General features: G+C 57.8%; 23 protein-coding genes and 6 tRNA genes. 22 read left to right on the top strand and 7 right to left on the bottom strand.

The window, feature by feature from the left end:
* Positions 1 to 850 (bottom strand): aldehyde dehydrogenase family protein (locus ACLEIV_RS16370; RefSeq protein ID WP_410457695.1); only part of this gene is annotated, 850 nt, incomplete at its 3' end.
* A 94-nt stretch (positions 851 to 944) separates the two neighbouring features.
* On the opposite strand from ACLEIV_RS16370, the gene ACLEIV_RS16365 reads away from it, so the two are divergent.
* The 19 genes from ACLEIV_RS16365 (at position 945) to deoD (ending at position 16772) form a co-directional block, all read left to right on the top strand.
* Positions 945 to 1835: a LysR family transcriptional regulator gene (locus ACLEIV_RS16365; RefSeq protein WP_410457694.1), complete on the top strand. Its 891-nt coding sequence runs from the start codon at positions 945 to 947 to the stop codon at positions 1833 to 1835.
* A gap of 387 nt (positions 1836 to 2222) precedes the next feature.
* Positions 2223 to 3944: a hypothetical protein gene (locus ACLEIV_RS16360; protein WP_410457693.1), complete on the top strand. Its 1722-nt coding sequence runs from the start codon at positions 2223 to 2225 to the stop codon at positions 3942 to 3944.
* Positions 3944 to 4693, top strand: a complete 750-nt coding sequence (locus tag ACLEIV_RS16355; protein ID WP_410457692.1) for a DUF3726 domain-containing protein — start codon at positions 3944 to 3946, stop codon at positions 4691 to 4693. Before ACLEIV_RS16360 ends, ACLEIV_RS16355 begins: the two co-directional genes overlap by 1 nt.
* 201 nt (positions 4694 to 4894) lie before the next feature.
* Positions 4895 to 5635, top strand: a complete 741-nt coding sequence (locus tag ACLEIV_RS16350; RefSeq protein WP_410457691.1) for a sulfite exporter TauE/SafE family protein — start codon at positions 4895 to 4897, stop codon at positions 5633 to 5635.
* 91 nt (positions 5636 to 5726) lie between these two features.
* Positions 5727 to 6221: a CinA family protein gene (locus ACLEIV_RS16345; protein ID WP_410457690.1), complete on the top strand. Its 495-nt coding sequence runs from the start codon at positions 5727 to 5729 to the stop codon at positions 6219 to 6221.
* A 71-nt stretch (positions 6222 to 6292) separates the two neighbouring features.
* On the top strand, positions 6293 to 7363 hold the full coding sequence (gene recA, locus ACLEIV_RS16340) for a recombinase RecA (RefSeq protein ID WP_410457689.1): 1071 nt from the start codon (positions 6293 to 6295) through the stop codon (positions 7361 to 7363).
* A 290-nt stretch (positions 7364 to 7653) separates the two neighbouring features.
* Positions 7654 to 8118: a regulatory protein RecX gene (locus tag ACLEIV_RS16335; RefSeq protein ID WP_410457688.1), complete on the top strand. Its 465-nt coding sequence runs from the start codon at positions 7654 to 7656 to the stop codon at positions 8116 to 8118.
* A gap of 104 nt (positions 8119 to 8222) precedes the next feature.
* Positions 8223 to 10847, top strand: coding sequence for an alanine--tRNA ligase (gene alaS / locus ACLEIV_RS16330; protein ID WP_410457687.1), 2625 nt, complete (start codon positions 8223 to 8225; stop codon positions 10845 to 10847).
* Between the two features lie 192 nt (positions 10848 to 11039).
* On the top strand, positions 11040 to 11231 hold the full coding sequence (gene csrA, locus ACLEIV_RS16325; RefSeq protein ID WP_071472073.1) for a carbon storage regulator CsrA: 192 nt from the start codon (positions 11040 to 11042) through the stop codon (positions 11229 to 11231).
* Between the two features lie 135 nt (positions 11232 to 11366).
* Positions 11367 to 11459: transfer RNA gene (locus ACLEIV_RS16320), tRNA-Ser, on the top strand.
* Positions 11460 to 11464: 5 nt separating this feature from the next.
* Positions 11465 to 11541 (top strand) — tRNA-Arg (locus tag ACLEIV_RS16315).
* 40 nt (positions 11542 to 11581) lie between these two features.
* Positions 11582 to 11658, top strand: a tRNA-Arg gene (locus tag ACLEIV_RS16310).
* Between the two features lie 25 nt (positions 11659 to 11683).
* Positions 11684 to 11760 (top strand) — tRNA-Arg (locus ACLEIV_RS16305).
* A 60-nt stretch (positions 11761 to 11820) separates the two neighbouring features.
* Positions 11821 to 11913 (top strand) — tRNA-Ser (locus ACLEIV_RS16300).
* A gap of 6 nt (positions 11914 to 11919) precedes the next feature.
* A tRNA-Arg gene (locus ACLEIV_RS16295) sits at positions 11920 to 11996 on the top strand.
* A gap of 369 nt (positions 11997 to 12365) precedes the next feature.
* Positions 12366 to 12608 carry an OadG family protein gene (locus tag ACLEIV_RS16290; protein WP_410457686.1) on the top strand — a complete coding sequence of 81 codons (243 nt, stop codon included), beginning with the start codon at positions 12366 to 12368 and terminating at the stop codon, positions 12606 to 12608.
* Positions 12609 to 12673: 65 nt separating this feature from the next.
* On the top strand, positions 12674 to 14473 hold the full coding sequence (gene oadA / locus ACLEIV_RS16285; protein ID WP_410457685.1) for a sodium-extruding oxaloacetate decarboxylase subunit alpha: 1800 nt from the start codon (positions 12674 to 12676) through the stop codon (positions 14471 to 14473).
* Positions 14474 to 14482: 9 nt separating this feature from the next.
* A complete protein-coding gene (locus tag ACLEIV_RS16280) occupies positions 14483 to 15613 on the top strand; it encodes a sodium ion-translocating decarboxylase subunit beta (protein ID WP_410457684.1) in 1131 nt (376 codons plus the stop codon).
* Positions 15614 to 16055: 442 nt separating this feature from the next.
* Positions 16056 to 16772 (top strand): purine-nucleoside phosphorylase, encoded by a 717-nt coding sequence (gene deoD, locus ACLEIV_RS16275; protein ID WP_410457683.1) that lies wholly within the window; start codon positions 16056 to 16058, stop codon positions 16770 to 16772.
* Here deoD and ACLEIV_RS16270 read toward each other — a convergent pair.
* On the bottom strand, positions 16755 to 17393 hold the full coding sequence (locus ACLEIV_RS16270) for a hypothetical protein (RefSeq protein WP_410457682.1): 639 nt from the start codon (positions 17391 to 17393) through the stop codon (positions 16755 to 16757). The two genes, deoD and ACLEIV_RS16270, sit on opposite strands and share 18 nt — an antisense overlap.
* Before the next feature lie 17 nt (positions 17394 to 17410).
* On the opposite strand from ACLEIV_RS16270, the gene serB reads away from it, so the two are divergent.
* Entirely contained in the window at positions 17411 to 18406 is a 996-nt protein-coding gene (gene serB / locus ACLEIV_RS16265) for a phosphoserine phosphatase SerB (protein ID WP_410457696.1), read from the top strand.
* Here serB and ACLEIV_RS16260 read toward each other — a convergent pair.
* A complete protein-coding gene (locus ACLEIV_RS16260) occupies positions 18339 to 20615 on the bottom strand; it encodes a PilZ domain-containing protein (protein WP_410457681.1) in 2277 nt (758 codons plus the stop codon). The genes serB and ACLEIV_RS16260 overlap by 68 nt on opposite strands.
* 71 nt (positions 20616 to 20686) lie before the next feature.
* Here ACLEIV_RS16260 and radA point away from each other — a divergent pair, with 71 nt between their 5' ends.
* Positions 20687 to 22054 carry a DNA repair protein RadA gene (gene radA, locus ACLEIV_RS16255; protein ID WP_410457680.1) on the top strand — a complete coding sequence of 456 codons (1368 nt, stop codon included), beginning with the start codon at positions 20687 to 20689 and terminating at the stop codon, positions 22052 to 22054.
* 7 nt (positions 22055 to 22061) lie between these two features.
* On the opposite strand, the gene ACLEIV_RS16250 is transcribed toward radA, so the two are convergent.
* Both ACLEIV_RS16250 and rsd read right to left on the bottom strand, forming a co-directional pair.
* On the bottom strand, positions 22062 to 22433 hold the full coding sequence (locus tag ACLEIV_RS16250) for a PilZ domain-containing protein (protein ID WP_410457679.1): 372 nt from the start codon (positions 22431 to 22433) through the stop codon (positions 22062 to 22064).
* Positions 22434 to 22445: 12 nt separating this feature from the next.
* Positions 22446 to 22919 (bottom strand): sigma D regulator, encoded by a 474-nt coding sequence (rsd, locus tag ACLEIV_RS16245; protein ID WP_410457678.1) that lies wholly within the window; start codon positions 22917 to 22919, stop codon positions 22446 to 22448.
* A gap of 201 nt (positions 22920 to 23120) precedes the next feature.
* Here rsd and hemE point away from each other — a divergent pair, with 201 nt between their 5' ends.
* A complete protein-coding gene (gene hemE / locus ACLEIV_RS16240; protein WP_410457676.1) occupies positions 23121 to 24188 on the top strand; it encodes a uroporphyrinogen decarboxylase in 1068 nt (355 codons plus the stop codon).
* 66 nt (positions 24189 to 24254) lie between these two features.
* Here the strand turns inward: hemE and mepM are convergent, their stop codons facing one another.
* Both mepM and ACLEIV_RS16230 read right to left on the bottom strand, forming a co-directional pair.
* The gene (mepM, locus tag ACLEIV_RS16235; protein ID WP_410457675.1) at positions 24255 to 25604 is read right to left on the bottom strand and encodes a murein DD-endopeptidase MepM; all 1350 of its coding nucleotides are present in this window, start codon (positions 25602 to 25604) and stop codon (positions 24255 to 24257) included.
* 186 nt (positions 25605 to 25790) lie between these two features.
* On the bottom strand, positions 25791 to 26450 hold a 660-nt coding region (locus ACLEIV_RS16230; protein WP_410457674.1), incomplete at its 5' end, for a zinc ABC transporter substrate-binding protein.

Below are 26450 nucleotides of genomic sequence, written 5' to 3'. Positions count from 1 at the left end.
TACATTTCTGGCCGGTACCGCCGTAGGCGCCGCCCACTGCGCACTCGACCGCGTTGTCCAGATCCGCGTCGTCCAGTACCACCAGTGCATTCTTGGAGCCCATTTCCAGCTGGCATTTGACCAGGTTGACGGCGGTGGCGGCGGCGACCTTGCGACCGGTTTCCAGCGAGCCGGTGAAGGTCAGGGCATTGATATCGCGGGAGTTGATCAGCACATCACCGACCTCGGCACCCGGACCCATCACTAGGTTGAAGGTACCGGCGGGTAGGTTCTGGCGCGAGATGATTTCGGTCAGTGCCCAGGCGGAGGCGGGCACCTGGTTGGCCGGTTTCCATATCACGGCGTTGCCGAAGGCCAGGGCCGGGGCAATTTTCCAGGCGCCGGTGGCGGTGGGGAAGTTCCAGGGCGTGATGATACCTACCACGCCGACGGGCTCGCGGCGGGTTTCGATTTCGACGCCGGGGCGCACGGAATCGGCGGTTTCGCCCATCTGGCGCAACACTTCGGCGGCATAGTAGTGGAAGAACTGACCGGAACGGTAGACTTCACCGGCGCCTTCGGCCAGGGTTTTGCCTTCTTCCCGGGCGAGGATCCGACCCAATTCGTCCTTGCGGGCGATGAGCTCGTCACCGATGGCCATCAGTACGCCGTAGCGCTGTTCCAGGCCGCTTTTCTGCCATTCCAGCTGTCCCTCGATGGCGGCGGCAATGGCAGTCTTGGTCTGGGCGGCATCGGCCTGAGCGTAGTGCCCTATTACATCGCTGAGGTCGGAAGGGCTGACATTGGCAATTGAGCTTGAACCTTCAACCCACTCACCGGCAATGTAGTTGCGAAATACTGAAACAGACATAATAGATCTCCTATACCAAGTTGGATTCATGATAGGAGCTGTGCTTTAATAATAAAAATTAATAAATAATATTGATTGATAAGGAAGTCTTATCATGCTGCCGGAATTCAAGATTACACAGCTGCGTCACTTCGTCTGGGTGGCCGAGCTCAAAGGCTTTCACGTTGCCGCTGAAAAGGCCCACCGGACCCAGCCGGCCATCTCTCTTTCTATTCGCGATCTGGAAAACAAGCTGGGCGAAGCGCTGTTCGAGAAACGCAACAGCCGCTCCGCCAAGACCGAGCTGACGCCTTTCGGCAAACATTTTCTGCCAAGAGCCAAGGAGCTGATTGCTCATCACGACCGCATCGCCGAAGACATGGCACTGTTGGCCGAGCACAAGACCGGTCATCTGCGGCTGGCCTCGGTCCCGTCCATCGCCAGCCGCTTTCTGCCCGAGCTGTTGATGAGCTTTATCGGCAACAGTGAACTGTATGTCAGTGTATTTGACGATAACTCGGGCGCCGTGGTGAAGATGGTGGAAAATCAGCAGGTGGATTTCGGTATCGCCAGCCTGTTCGACGAGCATGACGAGAGTGAAAAGCACTTTACTCCGGTGTGGGAAGATAAATTAGGCGTGGTGTGCCCCCATGACCATCCATTGGCCAGTCATAGCGAACTGCATTGGCAGGCGTTGCAGCAATATCGATTAATCAGTAATGGCACTTCTCGTTTACTGAAGGGCAGTGAAGCGGAGTCGCTATTGGCACACTCCCAATACTATATCTCCAACATGATTTCTTTAGTTGCCATGCTGGAAGCGGGCTTTGGCGTGACCACGCTACCCTGGTATGCCTTCCCAAAAGACAACGCTCGACTCACCTTCATTCCCCTACACACCCCGGTGATCACACGGCGCATCGGTATCATTCGGCTGAATAACAAGTCCCTGACCCCACCTGCCCAGGCGTTGGTCGATTTCATCCTGGCCAGCCGGCAAGACTGAGCCGCCGCACCCTGCCGGCTCCCCTCCGGCAGCACTTTGTTACGAGTCTTTATTGTCTGCTATGTCTCTTCCTGACATAGGAGCCTGCTTTACCTCTCATTCTTGTTAATTATTTTCCCTGAGATGATAGCCAGATATTCACATCGTTATCAGTATTGATGCGCCCTGTTAGCACTTTGATAAACTTTACTTATCAATTGATATATCCATTTAACTTGTCGGGTTTTATCGCTTTGTCCGATGATGCATTCCATGAGGCAGGAAGTGGGCTGTTCATTCGAGACATAAATCGAGTGCCGTCTCCTCTTCCAGACCCTGTGTCATGTCGGACTCGGTGTCCGGTGAATGGCGTAACAAGGACATGTAGAAATTATCGAGGGTAGAAACATGATGAGGTTAGCTGCGATCAAAGCCTCCCTGCGGGGTCCGAATGCACTGCCGCTGCGACCCGTTGAGCAGGTGATGGATCTGGAACGGCTGGGCGCCATGCACCAGAGTCGACTGAGTTTCATGCGCATACTGGTGCGTCGCATCATGCTGGAACGCTGGCAGATCGACACCGCCCGTCTGGACCTGTGTGCCGACGGTTATGGCACCGTGATTTATGAAATCAATACTCCCCAGGGCTTGTTCAGCTTCGTCATTTTTTCCGATTACCTGAGCCCGGAAGAGCGTAACGACAGGGTGATCGCCAGCAAGTGGGATCTGACCATGGCGCTGGTGGAAGGCCGGGTCGAAGACGATTATCTGGCGTTTCTGCGCCAGAATGTGCCTCTGCAGGAGGCGGGTCGGGTGGACTCGCGGGTGTTCGTGCTGTCCCGGGCCAATCGCAGCGCCCGCAACTTCGATTATGTCGTGGATCAGCTGGCCAAAGGCGAGCAGCCCGATGTGGCTCGGATTGCCAAAATCGGTTATCTCTATCGAACCACCGCCGTTTATGGCAGCGGCAAGCTGGGTATGGCCGACTGGGACAAGGTCAGCAGCCGTTATCCGGACTTTTCCCGTCCCTTTGCCGCCGAGATGTTTGCCTGTTTCATGCTGAGAAACTTCAGTCTGCTGCAGGTGGAGCATATCGCCAAAAGCCGCAATTCACGGCAATACAATCCGATGCAGCCGGACATCAAACGTTACTTCGGCATTGGCAACTCCACCGGCCTCGGTATGGCGCCTTATCTGATCAATCACCCCATGCTGATCAACCGGTGGGTGGAGCTGCGCGAGCTGGCACTGGCGCTGGTGCGCAGCCTCGGCCATATCGACGATCCGGTGCGTCGACAGTTCGACACCCTGCTGGCCCGCTGTAGCCGGCACATGGCCGAAACCCTGACCGAAGACCCCTGGCAGAGCGAAAACAACAAGCGGGTGATCGAAGATCTGGCGGCCCTGCAGCAGGAGGCCGATCGATCCCTGACCGACTGGAATGAGCTGCTGGCCTGGAGTGAGCAACATTGCTCGTTACAGGGGCAGGAGCTGCTGGTTTCCGTGTTGCTGGAGCTGTACCCGCAGCTGGTGGACGGACTGGATGACTACTATTGCGTGGAAGAGTTTCTCGATCTTGATCCGCTGATGCCGCTGCAGCAGCTGAAAGAAGTGATAGAACGGCGCTATGACTGGACGCTGAAAATCGATTTCGGCAAGGAGGGAGCGCGGGATATTTTCTGGTATCGCTCGGAAGAAAAAATGGAACCCCGCCTTGGCGAGTGTGCCCTGGACAGTGGCAAGGAAAAACAGATGGCCCTGGGCGTGGGTTACGCCGTGTACAAGTGTTACGAGCAGCTATGCCAGTACATCAAGGAATATCCGGAACACACCACGGCCCGTTTCATGGTGGCGCGGCCCAAGCTGCGCGGCATAGTGCGCCGCATCCAGAGTATGGATCGGTGCGTGTACGGTGACATCCAGGCCAACCTGCTGGCTCGGGACATACTGCCCATGCACCTGTTGCGTTGCAAGCTGTCCTTCTTCGGGGTCAGCAAGTTCGATCCACGCTCCAAGCTGTGGGTACGCAATACCATGTATCAGGGCGCGCCCTTGCTGGAAGATATCGGCCAAATCTATAACGACGACTGGTTTATGCCCCTGGCACCCGTATCGCAAGGAGAAGTCTGATGCAGGTTTCGATGAATGAGCTGAAGGCGGCACTGCGTCGCTGTTTTGAAGCCTCCGGCTACTTCGTGGGCAACTACGAAGATGCCGCCAACATGGTGTTGTGGCTGGAAAAGCACGGCCTCAACGGGCTGGATGAGCTGAAGCGGGCGCTGCCCTATATCGGCCAGGATGCGGACAAACCGCTGAGCACCGTCGTCTATGAAGACAGCACCTCGGCCATTATCGACAGCAACGGCCGCAGCGCCCTGAACTGCATCGCGGCCTCGGTGGACTTGGCTCATGCCAAGGCGCTGGAAAGCGGCATCGCCACCATCACAGTGCATAACTGCCACAACCGCATGTTTGCGCTCAAGGCCATGACCGACTGTGGCCGACGCGGTATCAGCGTGACCGCCTACTGGCAGAACGGCAGCAAGACGGTGAAGGAGTATGCGGCGGCCATCAAGGCGGGGGAGCGTTACCCCAGCTTCAGTGAGGCGGCCACCAACCTGGTGACCAGTCCGGATGAACAGCAGGCGCTGACCATCGTCTGCAGCTCCCGGGTGGATCTGGCCGGCTCGCTGCAGCGCTCCAAGGGAAACCGTAACGCCCGTTACATGAGTCCCGAGGATCTGGCCGAGAACAAGGAATACATCATCGACAACGGCATCGAGATCGACGAGACGCTGTGGGCCGAGATCAACCGCCTCGGTGCCGGTATTCTGGTGGAAAACAGCGAGCGTTCCCGCCAGGGAGCCGGTAGCCAGTAAGGGCTTCTCAAGGGGAGGACGTCTGCCGCTAGCCATCGGATGTCTGGAAGTCGGTCAAAGTGAGTGATTCTCTGACCGACTTCTCCTTCCTTGCCCGGTCTGTCTCTTCTTTTTTTGTGTGAAACTCCCGGCTGATTCCCCCTCCCACCGTTTTATCTGCCTCGTGTTAGACTGTTCGCCTTTTGCTCCCGGATGTTCTCCATGCTGTATTCTCCCGATGATCTGCTGGCACTGCTGATCGTGACCGGTGGTATTGTGGTCCAGGCCTGGGTGGGCATCGGCTTTGGCCTGCTGGCCGCCCCCCTGCTCTATCTGATCGATCCCGCCTATGTGCCCGGCCCCCTATTGGTACTGGGCTGGCTGCTGTCTATCGTGGTGGTGCTTAAACAGCGGCACTCGCTGAACTGGCGGCGGGTGCTGCCCGCCATTGCGGCGCGTCTGCCCGGCTCTTGGATTGGTGCCCTCTTGCTGGTGAGCATAGCGCCCTGGCAACTGAGCCTGTTTTTCGGCACAGCCCTGCTGCTGGCGGTCTGGCTGAGCCTGCGCCGTTATGGGCTGGCACTGACTCCGTTCAGCCTGACGGTGGCGGGATTTTTTTCCGGCGTGCTGGGCACCGCGACCTCGGTCGGTGGGCCGCCCATGGCCTTGCTCTATCAGCACGAGTCACGGTTGACGACCCGTAACGAGATTGCGGCCTTCTTCCTGATAGGAACGCCGCTGTCGGTATTGATGTTACTGCTCAATGGCGGTCTTGAGCTGCTCGCACCCTCGCTGATTTTGAAGATGATGCCCGGTGTGGTGCTGGGCTTCTGGCTGTCGCGACGGCTTGAAAGGGTCTTTCAGAAAGACAGCGCCCGGCCGGCAATCCTGCTGATTTCCGCCCTGTCGGCGCTGGTGGTATTGTGGCAGGGGCTAATCGCTGCTCCCTTTTTTAACACCTGAGTTGTCCGCTGGCGGCAGTGGTTGGCGATACCGATCCGGATCGGCATAATAACCGCTGTTTTCGGCAACAGGCGGGCCCGGGGAGGGCGCTTTGAATCTGGCTACACTGGCACAACAACTGGGTGACGTATTGCTGAGTCGGGGGCTGACGGTGACCACGGCCGAATCCTGTACCGGAGGTGGCATAGCCTGTACCATCACCGATATTGCCGGTAGTTCGTCCTGGTTCGAACGGGGCTTTGTTACCTACTCCAATGCGGCCAAGAGCGAGATGCTGGGGGTCGATCCTGCGCTTATCGAACGTGATGGCGCCGTCAGCGAGGCGGTGGTCATTGCCATGGCCAGAGGTGCCTGTGCTGCCTCTGGCAACGATCTGGCGGTGGCGGTGAGTGGAGTCGCAGGCCCCGGCGGCGGCAGCCCGGAAAAACCGGTCGGCACCGTCTGGCTGGCCTGTTATCTGGCGGCAGAGGATAAAACCCATTGCCGCCTGCTGCAGCTTGAAGGTGACCGCCTGGCCGTGCGCCGGCAAACCATAGCGGCGGCGCTGCAGGAGTGCCTGGCTCTATTGACCTCTTCTCGAACTTGATACTGTACGAATAACCAGTATACTGAATCTTATATTTTTTCGACGCATTAGCTTAATCAGCGGAGCTCCTCATGGATCAGAACAAAGAAAAAGCCTTGGCAGCGGCCCTGGGTCAGATTGAAAAACAATTTGGCAAAGGCTCTATCATGCGACTGGGCGACAACAAGGCGTTGAATGTCGAGTCCATTTCTACCGGCTCCCTGTCGTTGGATATCGCGCTCGGAATTGGCGGTCTGCCCACCGGTCGTATTGTCGAGATCTATGGCCCCGAGTCTTCCGGTAAAACCACCCTGACCCTGCAGGTGATTGCCGAGGCCCAGCGGGCCGGCAAGGTCTGCGCCTTCGTGGATGCGGAGCACGCACTGGATCCTCAGTATGCGGGCAAGCTGGGGGTCAATGTCGACGACTTGCTGGTCTCTCAGCCGGATACCGGTGAGCAGGCGCTCGAAATATGCGACATGCTGGTACGCTCCGGTGCGGTCGACGTCATCATCGTCGACTCGGTGGCGGCCCTGACGCCACGCGCCGAAATAGAAGGCGAGATGGGCGACTCCCACGTGGGTCTGCAGGCGCGTCTGATGTCGCAGGCGCTGCGCAAGCTGACCGGTAACATCAAGAGTGCCAACTGTCTGGTCATCTTCATCAACCAGATCCGCATGAAGATCGGCGTCATGTTCGGCAGCCCGGAAACCACCACAGGTGGTAACGCACTCAAGTTCTATGCTTCTGTACGTCTCGACATCCGTCGTATCGGCGCCATCAAGGAAGGTGACGAAGTCATCGGCAACGAAACCCGGGTCAAGGTGGTCAAGAACAAGGTGGCGCCGCCGTTCAAACAGGCCGAGTTCCAGATCGTTTACGGTGCCGGTATCTCGAAGGAAGGCGAGCTGATCGAGTTGGGTGTCAAACACAAGCTGGTTGAAAAAGCCGGTGCCTGGTACAGCTACAAAGGCAACAAGATAGGCCAGGGCAAGGCCAACTCGATGAAATACCTGTTGGAGCACAAAGACATATCCGACGAAATCGAGCTGCAGCTGCGCCAGATGCTGCTGCTGGCACCGGGCTCCGCCAAGGATGAAGCGATAGCCAAAGGCGAGGCGCTGGCCGAGCTGGATGGTCCGGATAACAACGAAGAGTTTTAATCAATAGGCCGGGATTTCCCGGCCTTTGTCTGTTGACAAGGCAGTTTGAACACACCGAGAAAGTCGGCCAAAGGGCCGACTCCCCGACACGCCGTTTGGACATGACACTCGCTGTTTCAACCCGCTGCAAACATTCACTGGATGTTCGGCCGGGTTTAAACATCTCGCCACGGCGAGCAAGCTCGCCCCATGGGGCTCCACCGCGCCATCCCTGGCGCAGAGGGTCAGTGGAGTCGTTCCCTTTGTCCTTCTTATCGGCTCGGAGTTTGCCTGCAATTTAAGGAGCTCCCATGTTGTTTGAAGCACCGAACCCGGATCAGCAGCTGTGGGATTGTGCCCTCAGGCTGCTGTCCCGCCGGGATCACAGCCGTCGTGAGCTGGCCCAGAAGCTGCGCCAACGGCAGTTTGATGCCGAGCTTATCGAGCTGGCGCTGGACAAGCTGGAGCGGCAGCAATGGCTGTCCGACAGTCGCTTTGCCGTGGTGCAGGTACGCCAGCATGTCTTCAGGAAGCACGGCCCGCTGCGCATTCGTGCCGAGCTGCAGCGCAAGGGCGTGACCCAGGTCGAGATCGAACTGGCGCTGGAAGCAGAAGCTCCCGACTGGTTCGAGCTGGCGTTGGCCTGCTATCGGTCTCGCTTCGCCTTTGCCGAACGGCTGGATATCAAGGAAAGAGCCAGGCGCGTGCGTTATCTGCAGAGCCGTGGCTTCACGTCAGACCATGTACGCTACGCCCTGGAAACCCCGCCGGAGTAGCCCTTTCTGCCCCGTCGCTGCAAGGCGTGTTTTACATTGGCCCGGATACCTTTTAAATTATCCGGGTTAACGCCTATGAACCGAGCAATAGAACAGGATTATCCATGCAGATGACCACATCTGAGTTACGCACTGCGTTTCTCGAGTATTTCCGCCAGCAGGGCCACCAGGTGGTGGCATCCAGCTCGCTGGTTCCCCACAACGACCCGACCCTGCTGTTTACCAATGCCGGCATGAACCAGTTCAAGGATTTGTTCCTGGGGCTGGAGCAGCGGGCCTACAACCGGGCGACCAGCTCTCAGCGTTGCGTGCGTGCCGGCGGCAAGCACAACGATCTGGAGAATGTGGGGTATACCGCGCGTCACCATACTTTTTTCGAAATGCTGGGTAACTTCAGTTTTGGTGACTACTTCAAGCAGGATGCCATTCGCTTCGGCTGGGAATTTCTGACCGACGTGGTCAAGCTGCCCAAAGACAAGCTGTGGGTGACGGTGTACGCCACCGACGACGAAGCGTTCGACATCTGGTCGAAGGAAGTCGGAGTGCCGGTCGAGCGGATCGTGCGTATCGGCGACAACAAGGGCGCCCAGTATGCATCCGACAACTTCTGGACCATGGGCGATACCGGCCCCTGCGGCCCCTGTACCGAGATCTTCTACGATCACGGCGAGCATATCTGGGGTGGCCCTCCCGGCAGCCCGGAAGAAGACGGCGATCGTTACATCGAGATCTGGAATCTGGTGTTCATGCAGTTCAACCGCCAGGCCGACGGCACCATGGAGCCGCTGCCCAAGCCGTCGGTGGATACCGGCATGGGGCTGGAGCGTATCGCCACCATTTTGCAGGGCGTGCATTCCAACTATGAAATCGACCTGTTCCAGGCACTGATCAAGGCGGCGGCCCAGGCCGTAGGCACCGAGGATCTGGATAACAAGTCACTGCGGGTCATCGCCGACCATATCCGTTCCTGTTCTTTCCTGATCGCCGACGGTGTCATGCCGTCCAACGAAGGCCGGGGCTATGTGCTGCGCCGTATCATTCGTCGCGCCGTGCGCCACGGCCGCAAGCTGGGTGCCGAACAGTCCTTTTTCTATACCCTGGTCGGAGCCCTGTGCGAGCAGATGTCCGATGCCTATCCGGAGCTGAACACCCAGCGCGCCGTGATCGAGAAGGTGCTGCGGTTGGAAGAAGAGCAGTTTGCCCGCACCCTGGGCCGCGGTCTGCAGCTGCTGGAAGATGCCATCGCTGAACTGGGTGGTGCCAAGGTGTTGCCGGGCGAGGTGGTGTTCAAGCTGTACGATACCTACGGTTTTCCGGCGGATCTGACGGCCGACGTACTGCGTGACCGCGAGCTGAGCATCGACGAAGCCGGTTTTGAAACCCTGATGCAGCAGCAGCGGGAGCGGGCCAAGGAAGCCTCCAACTTCGGCGTGGATTATTCCAGGGTGATCACGGTGGATGGCGAGACCGATTTTACCGGTTACCGGCATCTGGCCGAGTCGGCCAGGGTGACGGCGCTGTTCAAGGACGGCGAGCCGGTATCTGCCCTGATTGCGGGTGAAGAAGGCGCCGTGGTGCTGGACAAGACCCCCTTCTACGCGGAGTCCGGTGGTCAGGTCGGTGATACCGGCGTGATCAAGCTCGACGATGGCCTCTTCGTGGTCAGAGACACCCAGAAAGCCGGCAAGGGGATACTGCATCTGGGTCAGCTGGAACTGGGCACCCTGGAAGTGGGAGAGGCGGTTACCGCAGCGGTAGACAGCTACCGTCGTCAGGCCACGGCCCTCAATCACTCGGTTACTCACCTGATGCATGACTGTCTGCGCAAGCTGCTGGGTGATCACGTCATTCAGAAGGGCTCTCTGGTTGGCCCCGATCGCCTGCGTTTCGACTTCTCGCACCTGGAAGCCATGACAGCGCAGGAAATTCGTGAAATCGAAGACATGGTCAACAAGGAGATCCGTGCCAACCATGAGGTTTCTACCCGGCTGATGGATTTGGACTCTGCCAAGGACGCCGGCGCCATGGCGTTGTTCGGCGAGAAATACGACGACGAAGTACGAGTGGTGTCCATGGGCGATGCTTCCACCGAATTGTGTGGTGGTACCCACGTACAGCGTACCGGCGATATCGGTCTGTTCAAGATCCTGTCCGAAAGCGGTATTGCCGCCGGCGTACGACGCATCGAAGCCGTTACCGGTGATGCGGCTCAGGCCTACCTGTATCAGCTGAATCAGGAACTGGCCCAGACTGCCAGCCTGGTGAAGGGGGATCTGTTCTCGGTATCTGACAAGGTTCGGCAGGTGCTGGATCGCAGCCGTCAGCTCGAAAAGGAAATCGAACAGCTCAAGGCCAAGCTGACTGCGCACGCGGGCACGGCGTTGCTGGAACAGGTTATCGAGGTGAAGGGCTCCAGGGTACTGGTGGCCAACCTGGAAGGGGTAGACAGCAAGTCACTGCGCGGCTCTCTGGACGATCTCAAGGTCAAGCTGCAATCCGGTATCGTGGTGCTGGCGACCGTGACCGAGGGCAAGGTCAGCCTGATTGCCGGCGTAACCAAAGATCTGACCGGCAAGGTCAAGGCCGGTGAGCTGGTTAACCTGGTCGCCCAGCAGGTGGGCGGCAAGGGCGGCGGCCGACCGGATATGGCTCAGGCTGGTGGTACCGAACCGGCCCTGCTGCCGGCGGCCCTGGCTTCTGTCATTCCCTGGTTGACAGAACGGCTATAATGCTAAAAAGGTGATAATACGCCGCTGTGGCAAACAAGTGGCAATAAAAAGAGGCCTGTCATCGACAGGCCTCTTGATTTGGGTGCCAGGGCACCCCATCTGTTAGTAGGGGAAAAGCTAGGTTTTTAAATACCTTTATCGGATAATAAAAAACATTTTCGACTATTACATAGCGCATACAGGAGCAGCCAGATGCTGATTTTGACTCGACGAGTAGGGGAAACCCTGATGATTGGTGACGAAGTCACCGTAACCGTACTGGGTGTTAAGGGTAACCAGGTTCGTATTGGCGTAAATGCGCCGAAAGAAGTATCTGTGCACCGTGAAGAGATTTATATGCGGATACAGGCCGAGAAAGGCACCGCAGAAGACAGCCAGTACTAAGCTGTTTCGGAGTGTTTTTCGTTCACCCCGGCCAGTTTTAACTCATTGTGTTTAAAGGTTGTTCAAGTGAAAGGTTCAGGTGAGAAAAGTGTTTGACTTATTTTGGCCTGAGGTTAATATACGCCCCGCAAACACGGTGAGGTGGCCGAGAGGCTGAAGGCGCTCCCCTGCTAAGGGAGTATGCGGCTTATACCCGCATCGAGGGTTCGAATCCCTCCTTCACCGCCATTTACGCATCCGTAGCTCAGCTGGATAGAGTACTCGGCTACGAACCGAGCGGTCGGAGGTTCGAATCCTCCCGGATGCGCCATATTAAGAAAGTAGTGCCAGGTTAGACAAGTTTCAGAAAAGCATCCGTAGCTCAGCTGGATAGAGTACTCGGCTACGAACCGAGCGGTCGGAGGTTCGAATCCTCCCGGATGCGCCATCTGAATCTTGTAATAGTTTAAAATGCATCCTTAGCTCAGCTGGATAGAGTACTCGGCTACGAACCGAGCGGTCGGAGGTTCGAATCCTCCAGGATGCGCCATATTGAAAGGCCGGCCAAGAGCCGGCCTTTCCGTTTATATTGTTGTTTGTCTGAATACACGGTGAGGTGGCCGAGAGGCTGAAGGCGCTCCCCTGCTAAGGGAGTATGCGGCTTATACCCGCATCGAGGGTTCGAATCCCTCCTTCACCGCCATTTAAAGCATCCGTAGCTCAGCTGGATAGAGTACTCGGCTACGAACCGAGCGGTCGGAGGTTCGAATCCTCCCGGATGCGCCATATTGAAAAGCCGGCCCAGTGCCGGCTTTTTCGTTTCTGTTGTTTTGCATGTCTACACCCATCGCATACCTCACCCCTTATATCATACCTATCCCATTGGCATGACAGATCATGGGTCTCCAGTGTGACCAAACCTGCAATCAAACGGTGTTGTAAACCACTACACTCCAGCATATTTTTGTATACAAATTACCTTAAAAGCTTAAGTTTGAATATTTATGTTTAATTTTTACCTTTAAATGTGATCGGCGTCGTCGGCATGATACTTTTTTTGTAATCTTTACAACATTTTTGAAAATGTAACATTGCCAATGCTGGCGCTAGCTGGGTATGCTCATGGCCGGATTATGGACAGCAAGGAGTATGCTGATGAATAACGTCTCTTCTCAACTATTTGAAGCCGCCGGACTGATGGGGCTGGGCATGGTGTTTGTCTTTGCCTTTCTTTCTCTCACCATTCTGGCTATCAAGGTTTTATCGCTGGTCGCCGCCGAGCCGGTTTCCAGACCGGTTGCTGCCACCGCCATGCCTGTCGGCAATGGCCTGAGCCCGCAAAAACTGGCCGCCATCGGCGCCGCCATCAATCACTACAAAAACAATAAAAAAGACTGAGTCAGTCAATATATCAACCGAACTGGCTAAAACGGAACTTAACGGAACTTAACGGAGCTCGTCAAATGACCAAACCTCTTGCCATCACCGATGTGGTATTGCGTGACGCCCATCAATCTCTGCTCGCCACCCGCTTACGGCTGGAAGACATGCTGCCCATCGCCGAAAAGCTGGATGATATCGGCTACTGGTCGCTGGAAACCTGGGGTGGCGCCACCTTCGATGCCTGTATTCGTTATCTGGGCGAAGATCCCTGGGAGCGTTTGCGCGCCCTGAAAAAAGCCATGCCAAAAACTCCCCAGCAGATGCTGCTGCGGGGCCAGAACCTGCTGGGCTACCGTCACTACGCCGATGATCTGGTGTACAAGTTTGTGGAGCGGGCCCGCACCAATGGCATGGATGTGTTCCGCATCTTCGATGCCATGAACGACGTGCGCAATCTGGAAACCGCCATCAAGGCCACGGTCGCGGTCGAGGGGCATGCCCAGGGCACCATTTCCTATACTACGTCCCCGGTGCATACCCTGGAGATGTGGGTGGACATGGCGAAAAAACTGGAAGACATGGGTTGTCATTCCATTTGCATCAAGGACATGGCCGGTCTGCTCAAACCCTACGAAGCCGAGAAGCTGATCAAGCGTATCAAGGCCGAGGTCAAGCTGCCGCTGGCATTGCATTGCCACGCCACCACAGGCCTGAGTCTGCCGACGCATATGAAAGCCATCGATGCCGGTATCGACATTCTGGACACTTCTATTTCGTCGATGAGCATGACCTATGGTCATTCGCCCACCGAAACCCTGGTGGCCATGGTGGAGGGCTCCGAGCGCGACTCCGGCCTGGATCTGCTCAAACTGGAAGAGATTGCCGCCTATTTTCGCGAAGTGCGCAAGAAATACTCCAAATTCGAAGGCAGCTTACAGGGGATCGACTCCCGCATCCTGCTGTCTCAGGTACCGGGTGGCATGCTCACCAATATGGAAGGCCAGCTGAAGGAACAGGGCGCGGCCGACAGAATGGACGAAGTACTGAAAGAAATTCCCCGGGTACGTGAGGATTTGGGCTTTATCCCGCTGGTGACTCCGACCTCGCAGATCGTCGGTACTCAGGCGGTGATCAACGTCCTGACCGGCGAACGTTACAAGAGCATCACCAAGGAAACCGCCGGCGTACTGAAAGGTGAATACGGCGCCGCTCCTGCCCCGGTGAATGCCGAACTGCAACAGCGGGTTCTGGACGGTGTCGAACCGATCACCTGTCGTCCGGCGGATCTGCTGACCGACGAACTGGCAAAGCTGACCGGCGAGTTTCAGGCATTGGCGAAAGAAGAAAAACTGCGGGTCGCCACCGACGAGGTGGACGATGTGCTGACCTATGCCCTGTTCCCGCAAATTGGCCTCAAGTTTATTCGTCATCGCGATGATGCTTCCGCCTTCGAACCGGCCCCGGGCTCCGAGCCCGAGCCGGTAGCCGTACCGATGTCGGCCGGCACCAGTGCGGGAGGCGCCGAAATCTATGCGGTCAAGGTCGATGGTCAGGTGTATGAGGTGGAAGTGGGCCCGGCCGGCAGCATCAGCGCCGTACACAGTGCCCAAAGTGCAGCCGCTCCGGTTGCTGCTGCCCCCCAGGTTGCACCTGCGCCAGCCGGCTCCGGTGAGGCTGTATCGGCTCCGTTGGCCGGTAATATCTTCAAGGTGGTAGCCAAGGCCGGTACACAGGTAATTGCCGGTGATGTGCTGCTTATCCTGGAAGCGATGAAGATGGAAACCGAGGTGCGTGCGGCCCGATCCGGCCGGGTGCTTGATGTTCTGGTCAAGGAGGGCGATTCGGTATCCGTTGGCGACCCTCTGGTCAGCCTGGCCTAAGGAGCTGAGATGGACTCGTTACTGACTCTGTGGCAGGAAACCGGCCTGGCCAACTTTTACTGGAAGCAGCTGGTGATGATAGCGGTGGGCCTGGGCCTCATCTATCTCGCCATCGCCAGGGGCTTCGAGCCCCTGCTGTTGCTGCCTATCGGCTTCGGCGGTGTGCTGGCCAACATTCCCAATGCGGGCATGGCCGATCCGGGCGGGCTCTTGTATTACATCTATGAGGTGGGTATCGGCACCGGCGTCTTTCCCCTGCTGATCTTCATGGGGGTAGGCGCCATGACCGACTTCGGCGCCCTGATTGCCAACCCCAAGACCCTGTTGCTGGGCGCGGCGGCTCAGTTTGGCATCTTTGCCACCCTGTTCGGCGCCATTGCCCTGAACGCGCTGCCAGGTTTTGATTTTACCATGGCGGATGCGTCGGCTATCGCCATCATTGGGGGGGCGGATGGTCCGACGGCCATCTTCCTCGCCTCCAAGCTGGCGCCGGATCTGCTCGGCGCCATCGCGGTGGCGGCTTATTCCTATATGGCACTGGTGCCTATTATTCAGCCGCCGATCATGAAGCTGCTGACCACCAAGGCAGAACGTGAAATCAAGATGGAGCAGTTGCGGCACGTGAGCAAGCGGGAGAAGGTGTTGTTCCCGCTGATGGTGCTGACCCTGACCATACTGTTTCTGCCGGCGGCGGCGCCGTTGATCGGCATGTTCTGTCTGGGTAACCTGATGAAGGAGTCCGGGGTGGTCGACAGGCTGTCCAAGACGGCACAGAACGAGCTGATCAACATAGTCACCATCTTTCTGGGGCTGGCGGTGGGCTCCAAGCTGTCGGCGGAAAAGTTCCTGACCCTGGATACCCTGGGGATTCTGGCGCTGGGTGCCGTGGCCTTCTCCATCGGCACCGCCGGTGGTGTGCTGATGGCCAAGCTGATGTGCAAGCTGTCCGGTGGCAAGGTCAACCCGCTGATCGGTGCGGCCGGCGTCTCGGCGGTGCCGATGGCGGCCCGGGTGGTCAACAAGGTGGGTCTGGAGGCCAACAACCAGAACTTCCTGCTGATGCATGCCATGGGCCCCAACGTTGCCGGTGTGCTGGGCTCGGCAGTCGCCGCCGGTGTACTGCTGGCTCTGGTCGGCTGACCCGGTTGCTGCGGAATGTTTTAACCGATGAAAACAAGGCGCCTGCGGGCGCCTTTTTGTTTCTCTAATGTTTGATAACAGAGCAAATGTCGGGCAAAGGGCCCGCTCCGCCGACTCGCTATGAATACCTCCATGTACGCTCTCTGTTTCATCCCTGAAACAGAAGGTCGGCGGAGCAGATCCCTTTGCCCTCCTTGATGCTCCTGCGTCGCCTGTTAGCACTGCCTGCGGACAGCTCGGTGTTCCAGAAGAGGCAACAGAGATCGACTACCACGACCGTGAAATGCCAGGGACGGCATTTCCGAGCCCCCACGGATGGGTTTATGGCGTGTCGAGGGAGGCGGCTGTGTTGCCTCTGGGGTACAGGCAAACATACTGATCAGATGATTAGTATCATTGGTGTTATGTTTGTCCCAAAGACCAACAGAGGAGTGAACAGATTATGGCGACCCCCCATATCAATGCCGAACGAGGTGATTTTGCCGATACCGTGCTGATGCCGGGTGATCCGCTGCGCGCCAAGTATATTGCCGATACTTTTTTGTCCGATGTCAGACAGGTGAACCAGGTGCGCAACATGCTCGGCTTTACCGGCAGCTACAAGGGGCGGAGTATTTCGGTGATGGGCCATGGCATGGGCATTCCGTCGGTATCCATCTATGCCAAGGAGCTGATCACCGAGTTCGGCGTCAACACCCTGATCCGGGTCGGATCCTGCGGGGCCGTACGCGATGACGTGGCGTTGAGAGATGTGGTGATCGGCCTGGGTGCCAGTACCGATTCCCGGGTCAATCGTATTCGCTTCATGGAGCACGACTTTGCCGCCCTTGCCGACTTCGAGCTTGCGACTCATGCGGTGGCGGCGGCCAGGGCCTGTGGCGTGCCGGTCAAGGTGGGCAATATTTTTTCGGCCGATCTTTTCTATTCGCCCCAAGCCGAGTTGTTCGAGCTGATGAAGCGCTACGGTATTCTGGGGGTAGAGATGGAAGCGGCGGGGCTATACGGTGTGGCCGCCGAATACGGTGCCCGGGCACTGACCATCTGTACCGTGTCGGATCATATTCTGCGTCACGAGGCGCTGAGTGCCGACGAGCGCCAGACCAGCTTCAACGACATGATGGAGGTGGCGCTGGAATCGGTGTTACTGGGGGGCGCCTGATTGCTCTTGCGGCGGCGGTGTGTCTGCCGCCGGTAGTTTTCCTGGCCGCCGGCGCTTAAGCCCCAGGCCGGCCAGAATCCCCAGCAGGGCACACAGGGGTAACAGCCAGCTCAAATGGTGGAGCAATTGTTGCCAGATGCCGCGTTGCGCCATGGTCAGCGTCGACGGCGCAAGCTGCAGACGCAGGAAGCCGACGGGCCGACTTTCCCGGTATAACGGGCGTATGTAGAGGAGATCGCCGTCATCGGGGATGCCGGCCTCGGCCAACAGTTGGCCGCTTCCATCGTACAATTGTGCCGCGACCACCAGATGGGCGCTGACCAGCTCATCTACCAGCTGACGCTGGCGCTCGGCGTCATCTGCCACCAGGGATTTTATCGCCTGCAGTTCGGCATAATCAGCCAGCGGAGCGGCCAGGGTTCGCTGAGGCAACTGTTGCCAGTGATAGCCCAGGTGTGAGACTTGCAGCCATTGCCAGACGGTGAATGACATCAGCAACAGGAGCAGTAGCGACAGCAGCGGTTTGTGTATTACAGGGTGTTTTTTCCACATGGCGGCAATATTGTCTCTTGCCTGGCGAAAAAGCAATACGCTACCCTGAGCGCCGGTCTTTATGAGCATAGGAATAGCGAGTGGCACTGTTAATGGATGTTTTACCCGAGAGGGTCCGGGACTGGACCGATATGCTGTCTTGCGGCGCCCGGCTGTGGCAAAAGGATCAGCTGGTGCCGGGTCAGCTGGCCGTGCCTGCCGGTCATCTGATACTGCTGGCGGAGCAGCTGCATAAATCCGCGTTGCGATCCAGCCTGCAAATACTGGATGAGGCCGGTGTGCAGGTGGAAGTCTCAGGGGTAAAACGCGTGGCCGAGCGGGATCTGTTGAGCCTGCGACTGTCTGCCTGGTCGCCGGCGCTCAAGACCCGTCTGCAGGCGGTCGCCGATGGCTGGGATCTGGCCTGTGTGCCCGCTCTGCCGCAGGCGGACAAGCCGGGTCTGGTATTGATGGACATGGACTCGACGGCCATCCAGATTGAATGCATCGATGAAATTGCCCTGTTGGCGGGGGTAGGAGAAGAAGTCGCTGCGGTTACCCGGGCGGCGATGGAAGGCGCCCTGCCGTTTGCCGAAAGCCTGCGTCGGCGCGTCAGGGCGCTGGCCGGTGCCGACGCCGTTATTATCGAGCAGGTGATAGCGCGCATGCCGTTGATGCCGGGGCTGATTATTCTGGTCGAGGGGCTGAAAGCCATGGGCTGGAAAGTCGCGCTGGCTTCCGGTGGTTTCACGCCCTTTACCGGCCATCTGCGTCAGACCCTGGGGCTGGATGCGGACTTTGCCAATACGCTGGAAATCCGGGACGGCCGTTTTACCGGCGAGGTGCTGGGCGACATCGTCGATGCCGAGGCCAAGGCCCGGATTCTGGTCGAGCTGGCCGAACGTTACGACATCCCTCTCAGCCAGACGGTGGCCATCGGCGATGGCGCCAATGATCTGTTGATGCTGGCGCAGGCCGGACTGGGAGTCGCCTTGCACGCCAAACCGCTGGTGCAGGAGCAGGCGCCGGTGTGCCTTAACCATCTGAGCCTGGAAGGGGTGCTGGCGCTACTGCAGGCGCGGTGCGCGTCTGCCGCCATCTGACCATATCGGTGATGTCGAAGAGCTGGCCCATGGCGGCCAGCTCTGCCAGTTGCTGTTCCAGCAGCTGGGCCTTATGCAGCGAGGTCTGGGTGAGGCTATTGCGTTCAGGCACCACATAATCAAGCTGACGCAGCTGAAGCCGGTTGACAACCAGCAGACTGGCCCTGAGTTCTTTGGCCTGTTCAGGATTCAGTAAAAAGGCGCGCTGACTGGCGTCCGGCGCAAGCCGTTGCCATGTTTTTCCGCTGCCATCGGCGGCGGCGGCCGTCCAGATCTCGAGGCACTGGTGACTTTTCCCCGTCGGACGCAGTAGCTCGGTGATAATCGACTGCAACAGCTGTCGGGAAACCAGTCTGCTTAAATGGGCCTGCTGATATTCGTTCGACAAAAAGCTCATCAGATCACGTTGCGCCAGGCAGGCGATGGCCCCCTGAACATAAAATCCGCCGTCGTTGCGCCCCAGCATGAAGGTGGGAGCCGGTGGCTGTTGCAGGGTCTGGCGGTTGAGCCAGGTCAGCCAGGCCGGCGTATGGTTGTTATCTGGTCGGGCACGCAGCTTCTCCTGGTTTTGTTCCAATAGCGCCGAAAAGAACTGAAAGCCGGGGTGAGTTTCTTTTGGCCCTTCTATCCGCAGATGTAACACCCGGCCATTACCACTCTGATTGACGACCCGATAGGGCAGACTTTTCAGCTTCCACTGGCGGCTGCGCGTGCTGAGCTCGAGCAGGTTGACGTTAACCAAACAGGGAATATCGAGCCGTACCGGCTTCGTCAGCGAGATTTGCATGCCGCAGTTGGACAGATCTTCGGTATGCCCTGCATATGGTTGTCCGGCAATGGTCAACTCGACTTCACTCTGATATTTGAAGCGTGCCTCCTGACGTTTGGAAGCCTGCTGGCCTGTTGGCGTCAGCGTGATGCTGCGCCGCCGTACTTTACGAATAAAGGGAGCCAGTTGCTGAATGCTCCCCTCGGCGGGAGCCGGTGTTATCTGTACCGGCAACGGCGTCAGCCAGAGTTGCCATTGCAGCTGCTGTAACTGGCGCATGCCCTGAAGATCCAGCGCTGCTATGGTTTGATCGGTAAAGTGAACCGAACTCAGGCTCAGGTAATAGCACTGCAGGGTGCCGGTTTTTAATCCTTCACTGATAAAGGCGGAATAGGCCTGATGTTGCTCGAGCTCATGCTGGTCGGCAACAAAGTGAAAACTCTGGCTTTGCCCCTGGTGCCGGAAAAGGTACAGCAGCAGCGAGCTTTGCGGCTGCTTGCTCATCTGCAGTATTCGCTCGGGAGGCAACAGCGTCGTCAGCAGGTCTCCGGGAGTATCCTGCTGCCATAACGACAGCACCTTGCCGCTCTGGCGGTTGGTCAGTACGTTCTGCAGCTCGCCCTGCCTATCAAAAAACAGCGACAGACTAAGGCTGGTTTCGAGCAGAGCCTGTCCCCAGCACTGGGCCTGTACTGTACTGTACAGGTCTTCCGCATCCAGACCATAACGGGGGCGGCTTTGCTCGATAAACTTGATCAGCGCCTGCTGACGCGCGGGGTCTTCTTCCAGGCATTGCATCTTGAGCCGCCCGGGATCCTCCGGACTCCGGCTCAGACGATAAGGCTGAGGGGTGGCCAGACAGCTCAACCCCGGCTGCTTGGCCAACTCGGGAAAGGACACCAGTACTTGCTCCGGCAGCGCTTGTGGGGCAGACAGCTGCACCAGCAGTCCGTTGGCCGAAATATCCAGGCTGTTGCCTTGCACTTGCTCATTATCCAGGTGCAGCCAAACCGGCGTCACGAAGCGCAGACGATGCTCTTTGCGGCGAACTCCCATCGCCGGCAGATGCCAGGGGGGCGTGTTGAACTGGGAGGGCAGTTTACGCAAGGTCGCGAGTTCGGCGATCAGGGCTTCGTACAGCCCGCGGGTGTATTCGTTGTTAAAGTCGAACAACAGAGTCTGAAAGCGCTGTTCCAGTTGTTCGGGCAGCCAGTGATCCAGTCCCTGGTGGCGTACCAGTCGGCATTGATCCTGAAACAGGCTGCGTAAATCCAGCACCCGCAGGCAGGGGCTGGTGAGACGGCGTATTTCGGCCTGTAATTTGAAGCGGGTACTACTGTCGGCCCCCGGCAGCAGGGTATCCAGCAGCCCATCGAGTTCATGATGGTAGCTGAGAGGTATCAGTTTATTAAGCAGAGCTTTATAGGGGCTGAGATCCATCTTGGCCTGGGGTTGAGTGGGTGAAAAACTTGGTCCAGTATAACAGCTCGTTAATAAATGAGTGAGTATGCATGGCCAAGTCCAAAACGGCGTTTGTCTGCGGCGAATGTGGTGCCGAATTTCCCCGTTGGCAGGGGCAGTGCTCCGAGTGTAAAGAGTGGAATACCATTACCGAGATTCGGCTGGCGCCAGCGACCGCGGTCAGCCGTAACAGCCGTTTTGTCGGCTATGCCGGCGCCCAGGACAACAAGGTACAGACCCTGGATGAAATTTCGCTGAGCGAAATCCCCCGGCTCAACAGCGGCTTCAAGGAGCTGGATAGGGTGCTGGGTGGTGGCATGGTTTCCGGCTCGGCGATTCTTATCGGCGGTAATCCGGGGGCAGGCAAGAGCACCTTGTTGTTGCAGGTGATGTGTGGACTGGCCGGCAGGATGAAAACACTTTACGTCACCGGTGAAGAGTCACTGCAACAGGTGGCGATGCGGGCTCAACGCCTGGGATTACCCCGGGATCAACTGCGTATGCTGTCGGAAACCAGCGTCGAACAGATTTGCCATGTTGCCCGGGAGGAGCGCCCGGCGGTGATGGTGATCGACTCTATTCAGGTGATGCACGTGGCAGAGGTGCAGTCGGCGCCGGGATCGGTGAGCCAGGTACGGGAGGCGGCGGCCCAACTGACCCGTTTCGCCAAACAGCAAGGGGTGGTGATCCTGATGGTGGGGCACGTGACCAAAGACGGCGCCCTGGCAGGCCCCAAGGTGCTGGAGCACTGTATCGACTGTTCCATCTTGCTGGATGGTGCCAGCGACAGCCGCTTTAGAACCCTGCGCAGCCACAAGAATCGCTTCGGCGCTGTGAATGAGCTGGGGGTCTTTGCCATGACCGAAACCGGCATGAAAGAAGTGAGCAATCCCTCGGCCATTTTTCTGAACCGGGGTGAAGAACAGACCACGGGGTCTGTGGTGATGGTGATCTGGGAGGGCACCCGACCCTTGCTGGTGGAATTGCAGGCGCTGGTGGATTATTCCCAGCTGGCCAATCCGCGGCGGGTAACCTTGGGGCTGGAGCATAACCGGCTGGCCATGTTGCTGGCGGTATTACACCGTCACGGCGGCTTGCAGATGGCGGATCAGGATGTGTTCGTCAACGTCGTCGGTGGGGTCAGGGTCGAGGATACCAGTGCCGACCTGGCGCTGCTGCTGGCGTTGGTGTCGAGCTTTCGTGACAAGGCCTTGCCGCAAGAGCTGGTGGTGTTCGGCGAGGTGGGGCTGTCGGGAGAAATTCGTCCGGTGCCGTCGGGGCAGGAGCGACTGATGGAAGCGGCCAAGCACGGTTTTACCCGCGCCATAGTGCCCTGGGCGAACAGACCCAAGCAGGCACCTGACGGCATGGAAGTGATTGCCGTCAAGAAACTGGACGAGGCGCTGGAGGCGCTATAATCCGGCGCTAAGGCTTGTCTTCCAGCTGCAGTTGAGCCAGCTGGCGCAGCAACAGGGCCTCGTCGGCGAGGTTCAGTTCAACCAGGCGGCGCAGGTGAGCTGCGCTGTCGATGTCCAGCTGCCGGCATTCCAGCCCGATACAGCCCTGCTCATGATGGCGCTGGTAGCCATGCATGACAATAAGCTGGCCATGACCGTCCAGCGACAGCTGTAGTTCGAATTCGTCGCCGTCTTGTCCGGGCCAGTCGTCGGGCACTTCGGCCAGGGCTCCGTGCAACGATAAATCGCGGACCCGGGCCCGGTATTGGTGCCCGCCGGCGTCTGTCAACCAGGCCTGGCTGTTGAAACCGATACGGGAAAACACTCTGCGTTCAGCCATGGTTGGCTCCTGTCAGGCGGGTTCGCCGGTATCCAGATGATTCAGCAGCGAGATGGCCGACACCAGCCGGTCTTCCAGTTCGAACCGCTCTTCGAGCATTTCGCCGAGCTGGCCGAGATCCAGATCCAGCTCCAGTTCCAGCAGGCTGTCTTCGTCGACCTGGGCGTACTTGTCATGGAAGTTCAATGCCTCGGCAGCGCTTTGCTTGAGACGCGGGTAAATGCGTTCGGCCAGAGTCCGGGCATTGCCCCGGGCTGCCTCGTAGGCGGCCACAACATAATCGTATATCTCGAAGTGACCGGCGCAGACATAGTCGACCAGCTGGCCACAGAACTCGGACAGTTCTTCCGGTGTCGGTTGGGTTTTCTGGTTGGTGGACAGACGTATGTATTCGACCAACAGGCTCTGGCGGGCATTGATAAAGGCGTCGAGGGCCTGATGCTTACCGGCCAGTTGTTCCTTGGTTTGTTCCATTTTCCTGAGCATGATTCCCTCCTTGGGCGACCCGAACAGGTGGCTAGTCTCCATCATTAAAGTAAAGAGTAGTCCGGGTCAATAGTATTGCTCATAACTTGCGCGTTTGGGCACCCTTACCGGCACGGGTCCGGCCGGGACCACGCAGTTTTTCCGATTCCGGCATCTGGTGTTACAATGCGGACAATTTGCCACCTGATCTGGAACGACGGGATGAAACCACTCAAGAATGATAGTTACTTACGTGCCCTTTTACGCCAGCCGGTAGACTATACCCCGGTATGGATGATGCGCCAGGCTGGACGCTATCTACCCGAGTACAAGGCGACCCGGGCGGAAGCCGGTGATTTTATGTCGCTGTGCAAAAATGCCGAGCTGGCCTGTGAAGTGACGCTGCAGCCGCTGCGCCGTTTTCCGCTCGATGCGGCCATCCTGTTTTCCGACATTCTGACCATTCCCGACGCCATGGGACTGGGACTCTATTTCGAAACCGGAGAGGGCCCCAAGTTCGAACGGCCGCTCGCCTCCATGGCCGATGTGCAGAAAATCGGTATTCCGGATCCGGAAGACGAGCTGGGTTACGTGATGAATGCGGTCCGCACCATTCGTCGCGAGCTGCAGGGTGAAGTGCCGCTGATAGGTTTTTCCGGCAGCCCCTGGACTCTGGCTACCTATATGGTGGAAGGCGGTAGCTCCAAGGCTTTCACCAGGATCAAGAAGATGATGTATGCCGAGCCTAAGGCCCTGCACCTGCTGCTCGACAAGCTTGCCGACAGCGTGATCGGCTACCTCAACGCTCAGGTGGCGGCCGGCGCCCAGTCACTGATGATCTTCGATACCTGGGGTGGCGTGCTGACTCCGCGTGACTACAACGATTTCTCGCTGCAGTATATGGCGAAAATCGTCGATGGCCTGACCCGCGAAAATGAAGGTCGTCGGGTGCCTGTGACCCTGTTTACCAAAAATGGCGGCCAGTGGCTGGAAGCGATTGCGGCCACCGGCTGTGATGCTGTGGGTCTGGACTGGACCATCAACATTGCCGACGCCAAGCGTCGCGTCGGCGACAAGGTGGCCCTGCAGGGCAACATGGATCCATCCATGCTCTATGCGCCCATCCCGCGTATCGAGCAGGAAGTGGCGACCATTCTGGAAGGCTTTGGTGAAGGCCCCGGCCATGTGTTCAACCTGGGACATGGCATTCATCTGGATGTGGAGCCGGAACACGCCGGTGCCTTTATCGAATCGGTGCACCGCCTGTCACGGCCCTACCACGCCAAATAACATTACGTGTTATGCAATAAAAAAGCGCCGTCAGGCGCTTTTTTATTATGGGGATGTGCCTGGCGGTCAGCCGGAAAACTCCCGCTTGTATTTATCCACCGTGGCCAGGAAGGTTTTCTTCTCGGTACCATGCAGACCATCGGCCATCGGCAGCTTGACCTGCATAGCGTCCACGGCTCTGTTGTTGACGTGGAATTCATAATGCAGGTGTGGGCCGGTAGAGCGGCCCGTGTTGCCGGACAGCGCAATACGCTGGCCCCGGCGCACCGTATCACCCGGTTTTACCAGAAACTTGCTGAGATGCAGGAAACGGGTGGTGTACTGGCGGCCATGGCGGATCACCAGGTAGTTGCCGGCCAGGCGATGGCGTACGGCCTTGACCACCACTCCGTCGCCCGGGGCCAGCACTGGGGTACCGACAGGAACGGCAAAGTCGGTGCCCTTGTGGGGCTGAACCCGGCCGGTAACGGGATGCTTGCGGTTCAGGTTGAAGTTGGAACTGAGCCGAGCATGACGTTCCAGCGGAATGCGAATAAAGCCCCGTTCCAGGCTTTCACCTTTTGCATCGTAAAATTTGCCGTCTTCGTGGCGAAAGGCGTGATAGGTACGACCTTTGTTGGTGATTTCCACAGCCTGCAGTTCGGACTTTCCGGTTCTCTGGCCTTCGACGAATTCACGTTGTACCAATACCTTGAAGCTGTCGCCCTGACGCAAATCCCGGGCAAAATTGAGCTGCCACTGAAACAGGTTGGCAATCCGCTGGATTTGGGTGGCAGAGAGGCCGGCATCCCGGGCACTGATATAGAAACTGCCGTTGATAATCCCGCTCAGGGCCCGGCTTTCCCAGTTGCTTTCTTCGGTTCTGAGGCTACTTTGATAGCCGTCTCCGTCGCGGGTAAAGATGCGGGTGTGCAGCAAATCCCGCTTGATCTTGAATTCTTGCAGCAGGTTGTCCTGATCGATCAACAACGACAGCGTTTGACCCGGTTTGAGGCCGTCCAGCACCTTGCTCTTGTCGGCCTCCAGCATCTTGTACATGGTGGCCAGCGGCAGTCCCAGGCCATTGAAAATGGTGCTGAGTGTATCGCCGTTTTGCACCTGATATTCCTGCCATTCGGGTTCGGTGGCGGCGATCGCATCCAGGGCGTCGACCGGCTCTACTTCACCGAGATCATCGCCGGGCAAGGTGTAGAATTCGGTGTTGTCGACCTGCTCTTTGGCGGCTTTTTGCGGCAGGTTCAGACTGGCAGGGATGCTGATTTTGACCGGCTGCTTGATAAGGTCACCGGGCGAGGGCATCATCACCGCGGTGGTCAGCGTCAGGCTACCGAGAAGGATGATGCCGTACAGATGTCGCTTGGGTAACTGCGCCGGCATAGCTTGAAGTTTTGATTGTATCGGGCGGAGAGGATTCATCCGGATTACCTATGCCTGTTGATGACGGAATAATGAATGCAAAAACCGCTTTATCTATCCAGATATAGAACCAAAGATAATAAAGCGGTTAATATTTATTACAAAATAGCTCATGTACAGAAGATTCAGTTAGAGACATGCGCCGATAATAAAGTTCCGTATTGTAACGGATTTTATTTCAAGTTTTTAGGCTTCGTTGAGTAAGCAAGCGGCCATAGTGTTCGCTAACTGAAGCATAAAAGTAAAATAACTTTGGGCGCCAATTTCAATGTTGGCTCCCAACGGATCCAGTATGCCGATGCGTGCGCTGGTACCTCGTACCACGGCCTCGACAACGGCGGGCCTGAACTGGGGCTCGGCAAAGACACATTGTGCCTGTGATTCCTTGAGCGCCTGATGGATACGTGACACGGTTCTGGCGCCGGGAGAGCGTTCCGGATTGACGGTAAAATACCCGAGTGACGGTAACTGGTAATGATCTTCCCAGTAGCCGTAGGCATCGTGGAACACGAAGTAACCGGTGCCGGCGGTCGGAGCCAGGCGTGCAGCCACCTGTTGGTCGGTCTCGGTCAAGCCTGCCCGAAAGGCGGCCAGATTGTGTTGATATCGATCGCGACCGGCCGGATCCAGCAGACTCAGACGCTCGGCCAGCAGGCTGGCAATTTTTTCGGCGTGATGGGGATCCAGCCAGATGTGGGTATCCTGCTCACCATGCTGGTGGCCGTCATCGTCGTTTCCGATCGACATTTTATCGGAATCATGTTTGTCATGGTGGCGGTGCGGGTGAGCATCATGGTCTGCATGGTCTGCATGGTCTGCATGGTCTGCATGGTCTGCATGGTCTGC

This window comes from Oceanisphaera submarina, assembly GCF_046521305.1.
Taxonomy (GTDB): domain Bacteria; phylum Pseudomonadota; class Gammaproteobacteria; order Enterobacterales; family Aeromonadaceae; genus Oceanimonas; species Oceanimonas submarina.
The sequence above is the reverse complement of the archived record's forward strand: the minus strand, read 5'-3'. Positions and strand labels throughout refer to the sequence as shown.

Bases quoted from the DNA above. Each gene is read 5' to 3' on its own strand.
- ACLEIV_RS16365 (WP_410457694.1), top strand. From the start codon at position 945: ATGCTGCCGGAATTCAAGATTACACAGCTGCGTCACTTCGTCTGGGTG.
- ACLEIV_RS16360 (WP_410457693.1), top strand. From the start codon at position 2,223: ATGATGAGGTTAGCTGCGATCAAAGCCTCCCTGCGGGGTCCGAATGCA.
- ACLEIV_RS16355 (WP_410457692.1), top strand. From the start codon at position 3,944: ATGCAGGTTTCGATGAATGAGCTGAAGGCGGCACTGCGTCGCTGTTTT.
- ACLEIV_RS16350 (WP_410457691.1), top strand. From the start codon at position 4,895: ATGCTGTATTCTCCCGATGATCTGCTGGCACTGCTGATCGTGACCGGT.
- recA (WP_410457689.1), top strand. From the start codon at position 6,293: ATGGATCAGAACAAAGAAAAAGCCTTGGCAGCGGCCCTGGGTCAGATT.
- ACLEIV_RS16335 (WP_410457688.1), top strand. From the start codon at position 7,654: ATGTTGTTTGAAGCACCGAACCCGGATCAGCAGCTGTGGGATTGTGCC.
- alaS (WP_410457687.1), top strand. From the start codon at position 8,223: ATGCAGATGACCACATCTGAGTTACGCACTGCGTTTCTCGAGTATTTC.
- csrA (WP_071472073.1), top strand. From the start codon at position 11,040: ATGCTGATTTTGACTCGACGAGTAGGGGAAACCCTGATGATTGGTGAC.
- ACLEIV_RS16290 (WP_410457686.1), top strand. From the start codon at position 12,366: ATGAATAACGTCTCTTCTCAACTATTTGAAGCCGCCGGACTGATGGGG.
- oadA (WP_410457685.1), top strand. From the start codon at position 12,674: ATGACCAAACCTCTTGCCATCACCGATGTGGTATTGCGTGACGCCCAT.
- ACLEIV_RS16280 (WP_410457684.1), top strand. From the start codon at position 14,483: ATGGACTCGTTACTGACTCTGTGGCAGGAAACCGGCCTGGCCAACTTT.
- deoD (WP_410457683.1), top strand. From the start codon at position 16,056: ATGGCGACCCCCCATATCAATGCCGAACGAGGTGATTTTGCCGATACC.
- ACLEIV_RS16270 (WP_410457682.1), bottom strand. From the start codon at position 17,393: ATGCTCATAAAGACCGGCGCTCAGGGTAGCGTATTGCTTTTTCGCCAG.
- ACLEIV_RS16260 (WP_410457681.1), bottom strand. From the start codon at position 20,615: ATGGATCTCAGCCCCTATAAAGCTCTGCTTAATAAACTGATACCTCTC.
- radA (WP_410457680.1), top strand. From the start codon at position 20,687: ATGGCCAAGTCCAAAACGGCGTTTGTCTGCGGCGAATGTGGTGCCGAA.
- ACLEIV_RS16250 (WP_410457679.1), bottom strand. From the start codon at position 22,433: ATGGCTGAACGCAGAGTGTTTTCCCGTATCGGTTTCAACAGCCAGGCC.
- rsd (WP_410457678.1), bottom strand. From the start codon at position 22,919: ATGCTCAGGAAAATGGAACAAACCAAGGAACAACTGGCCGGTAAGCAT.
- hemE (WP_410457676.1), top strand. From the start codon at position 23,121: ATGAAACCACTCAAGAATGATAGTTACTTACGTGCCCTTTTACGCCAG.
- mepM (WP_410457675.1), bottom strand. From the start codon at position 25,604: ATGAATCCTCTCCGCCCGATACAATCAAAACTTCAAGCTATGCCGGCG.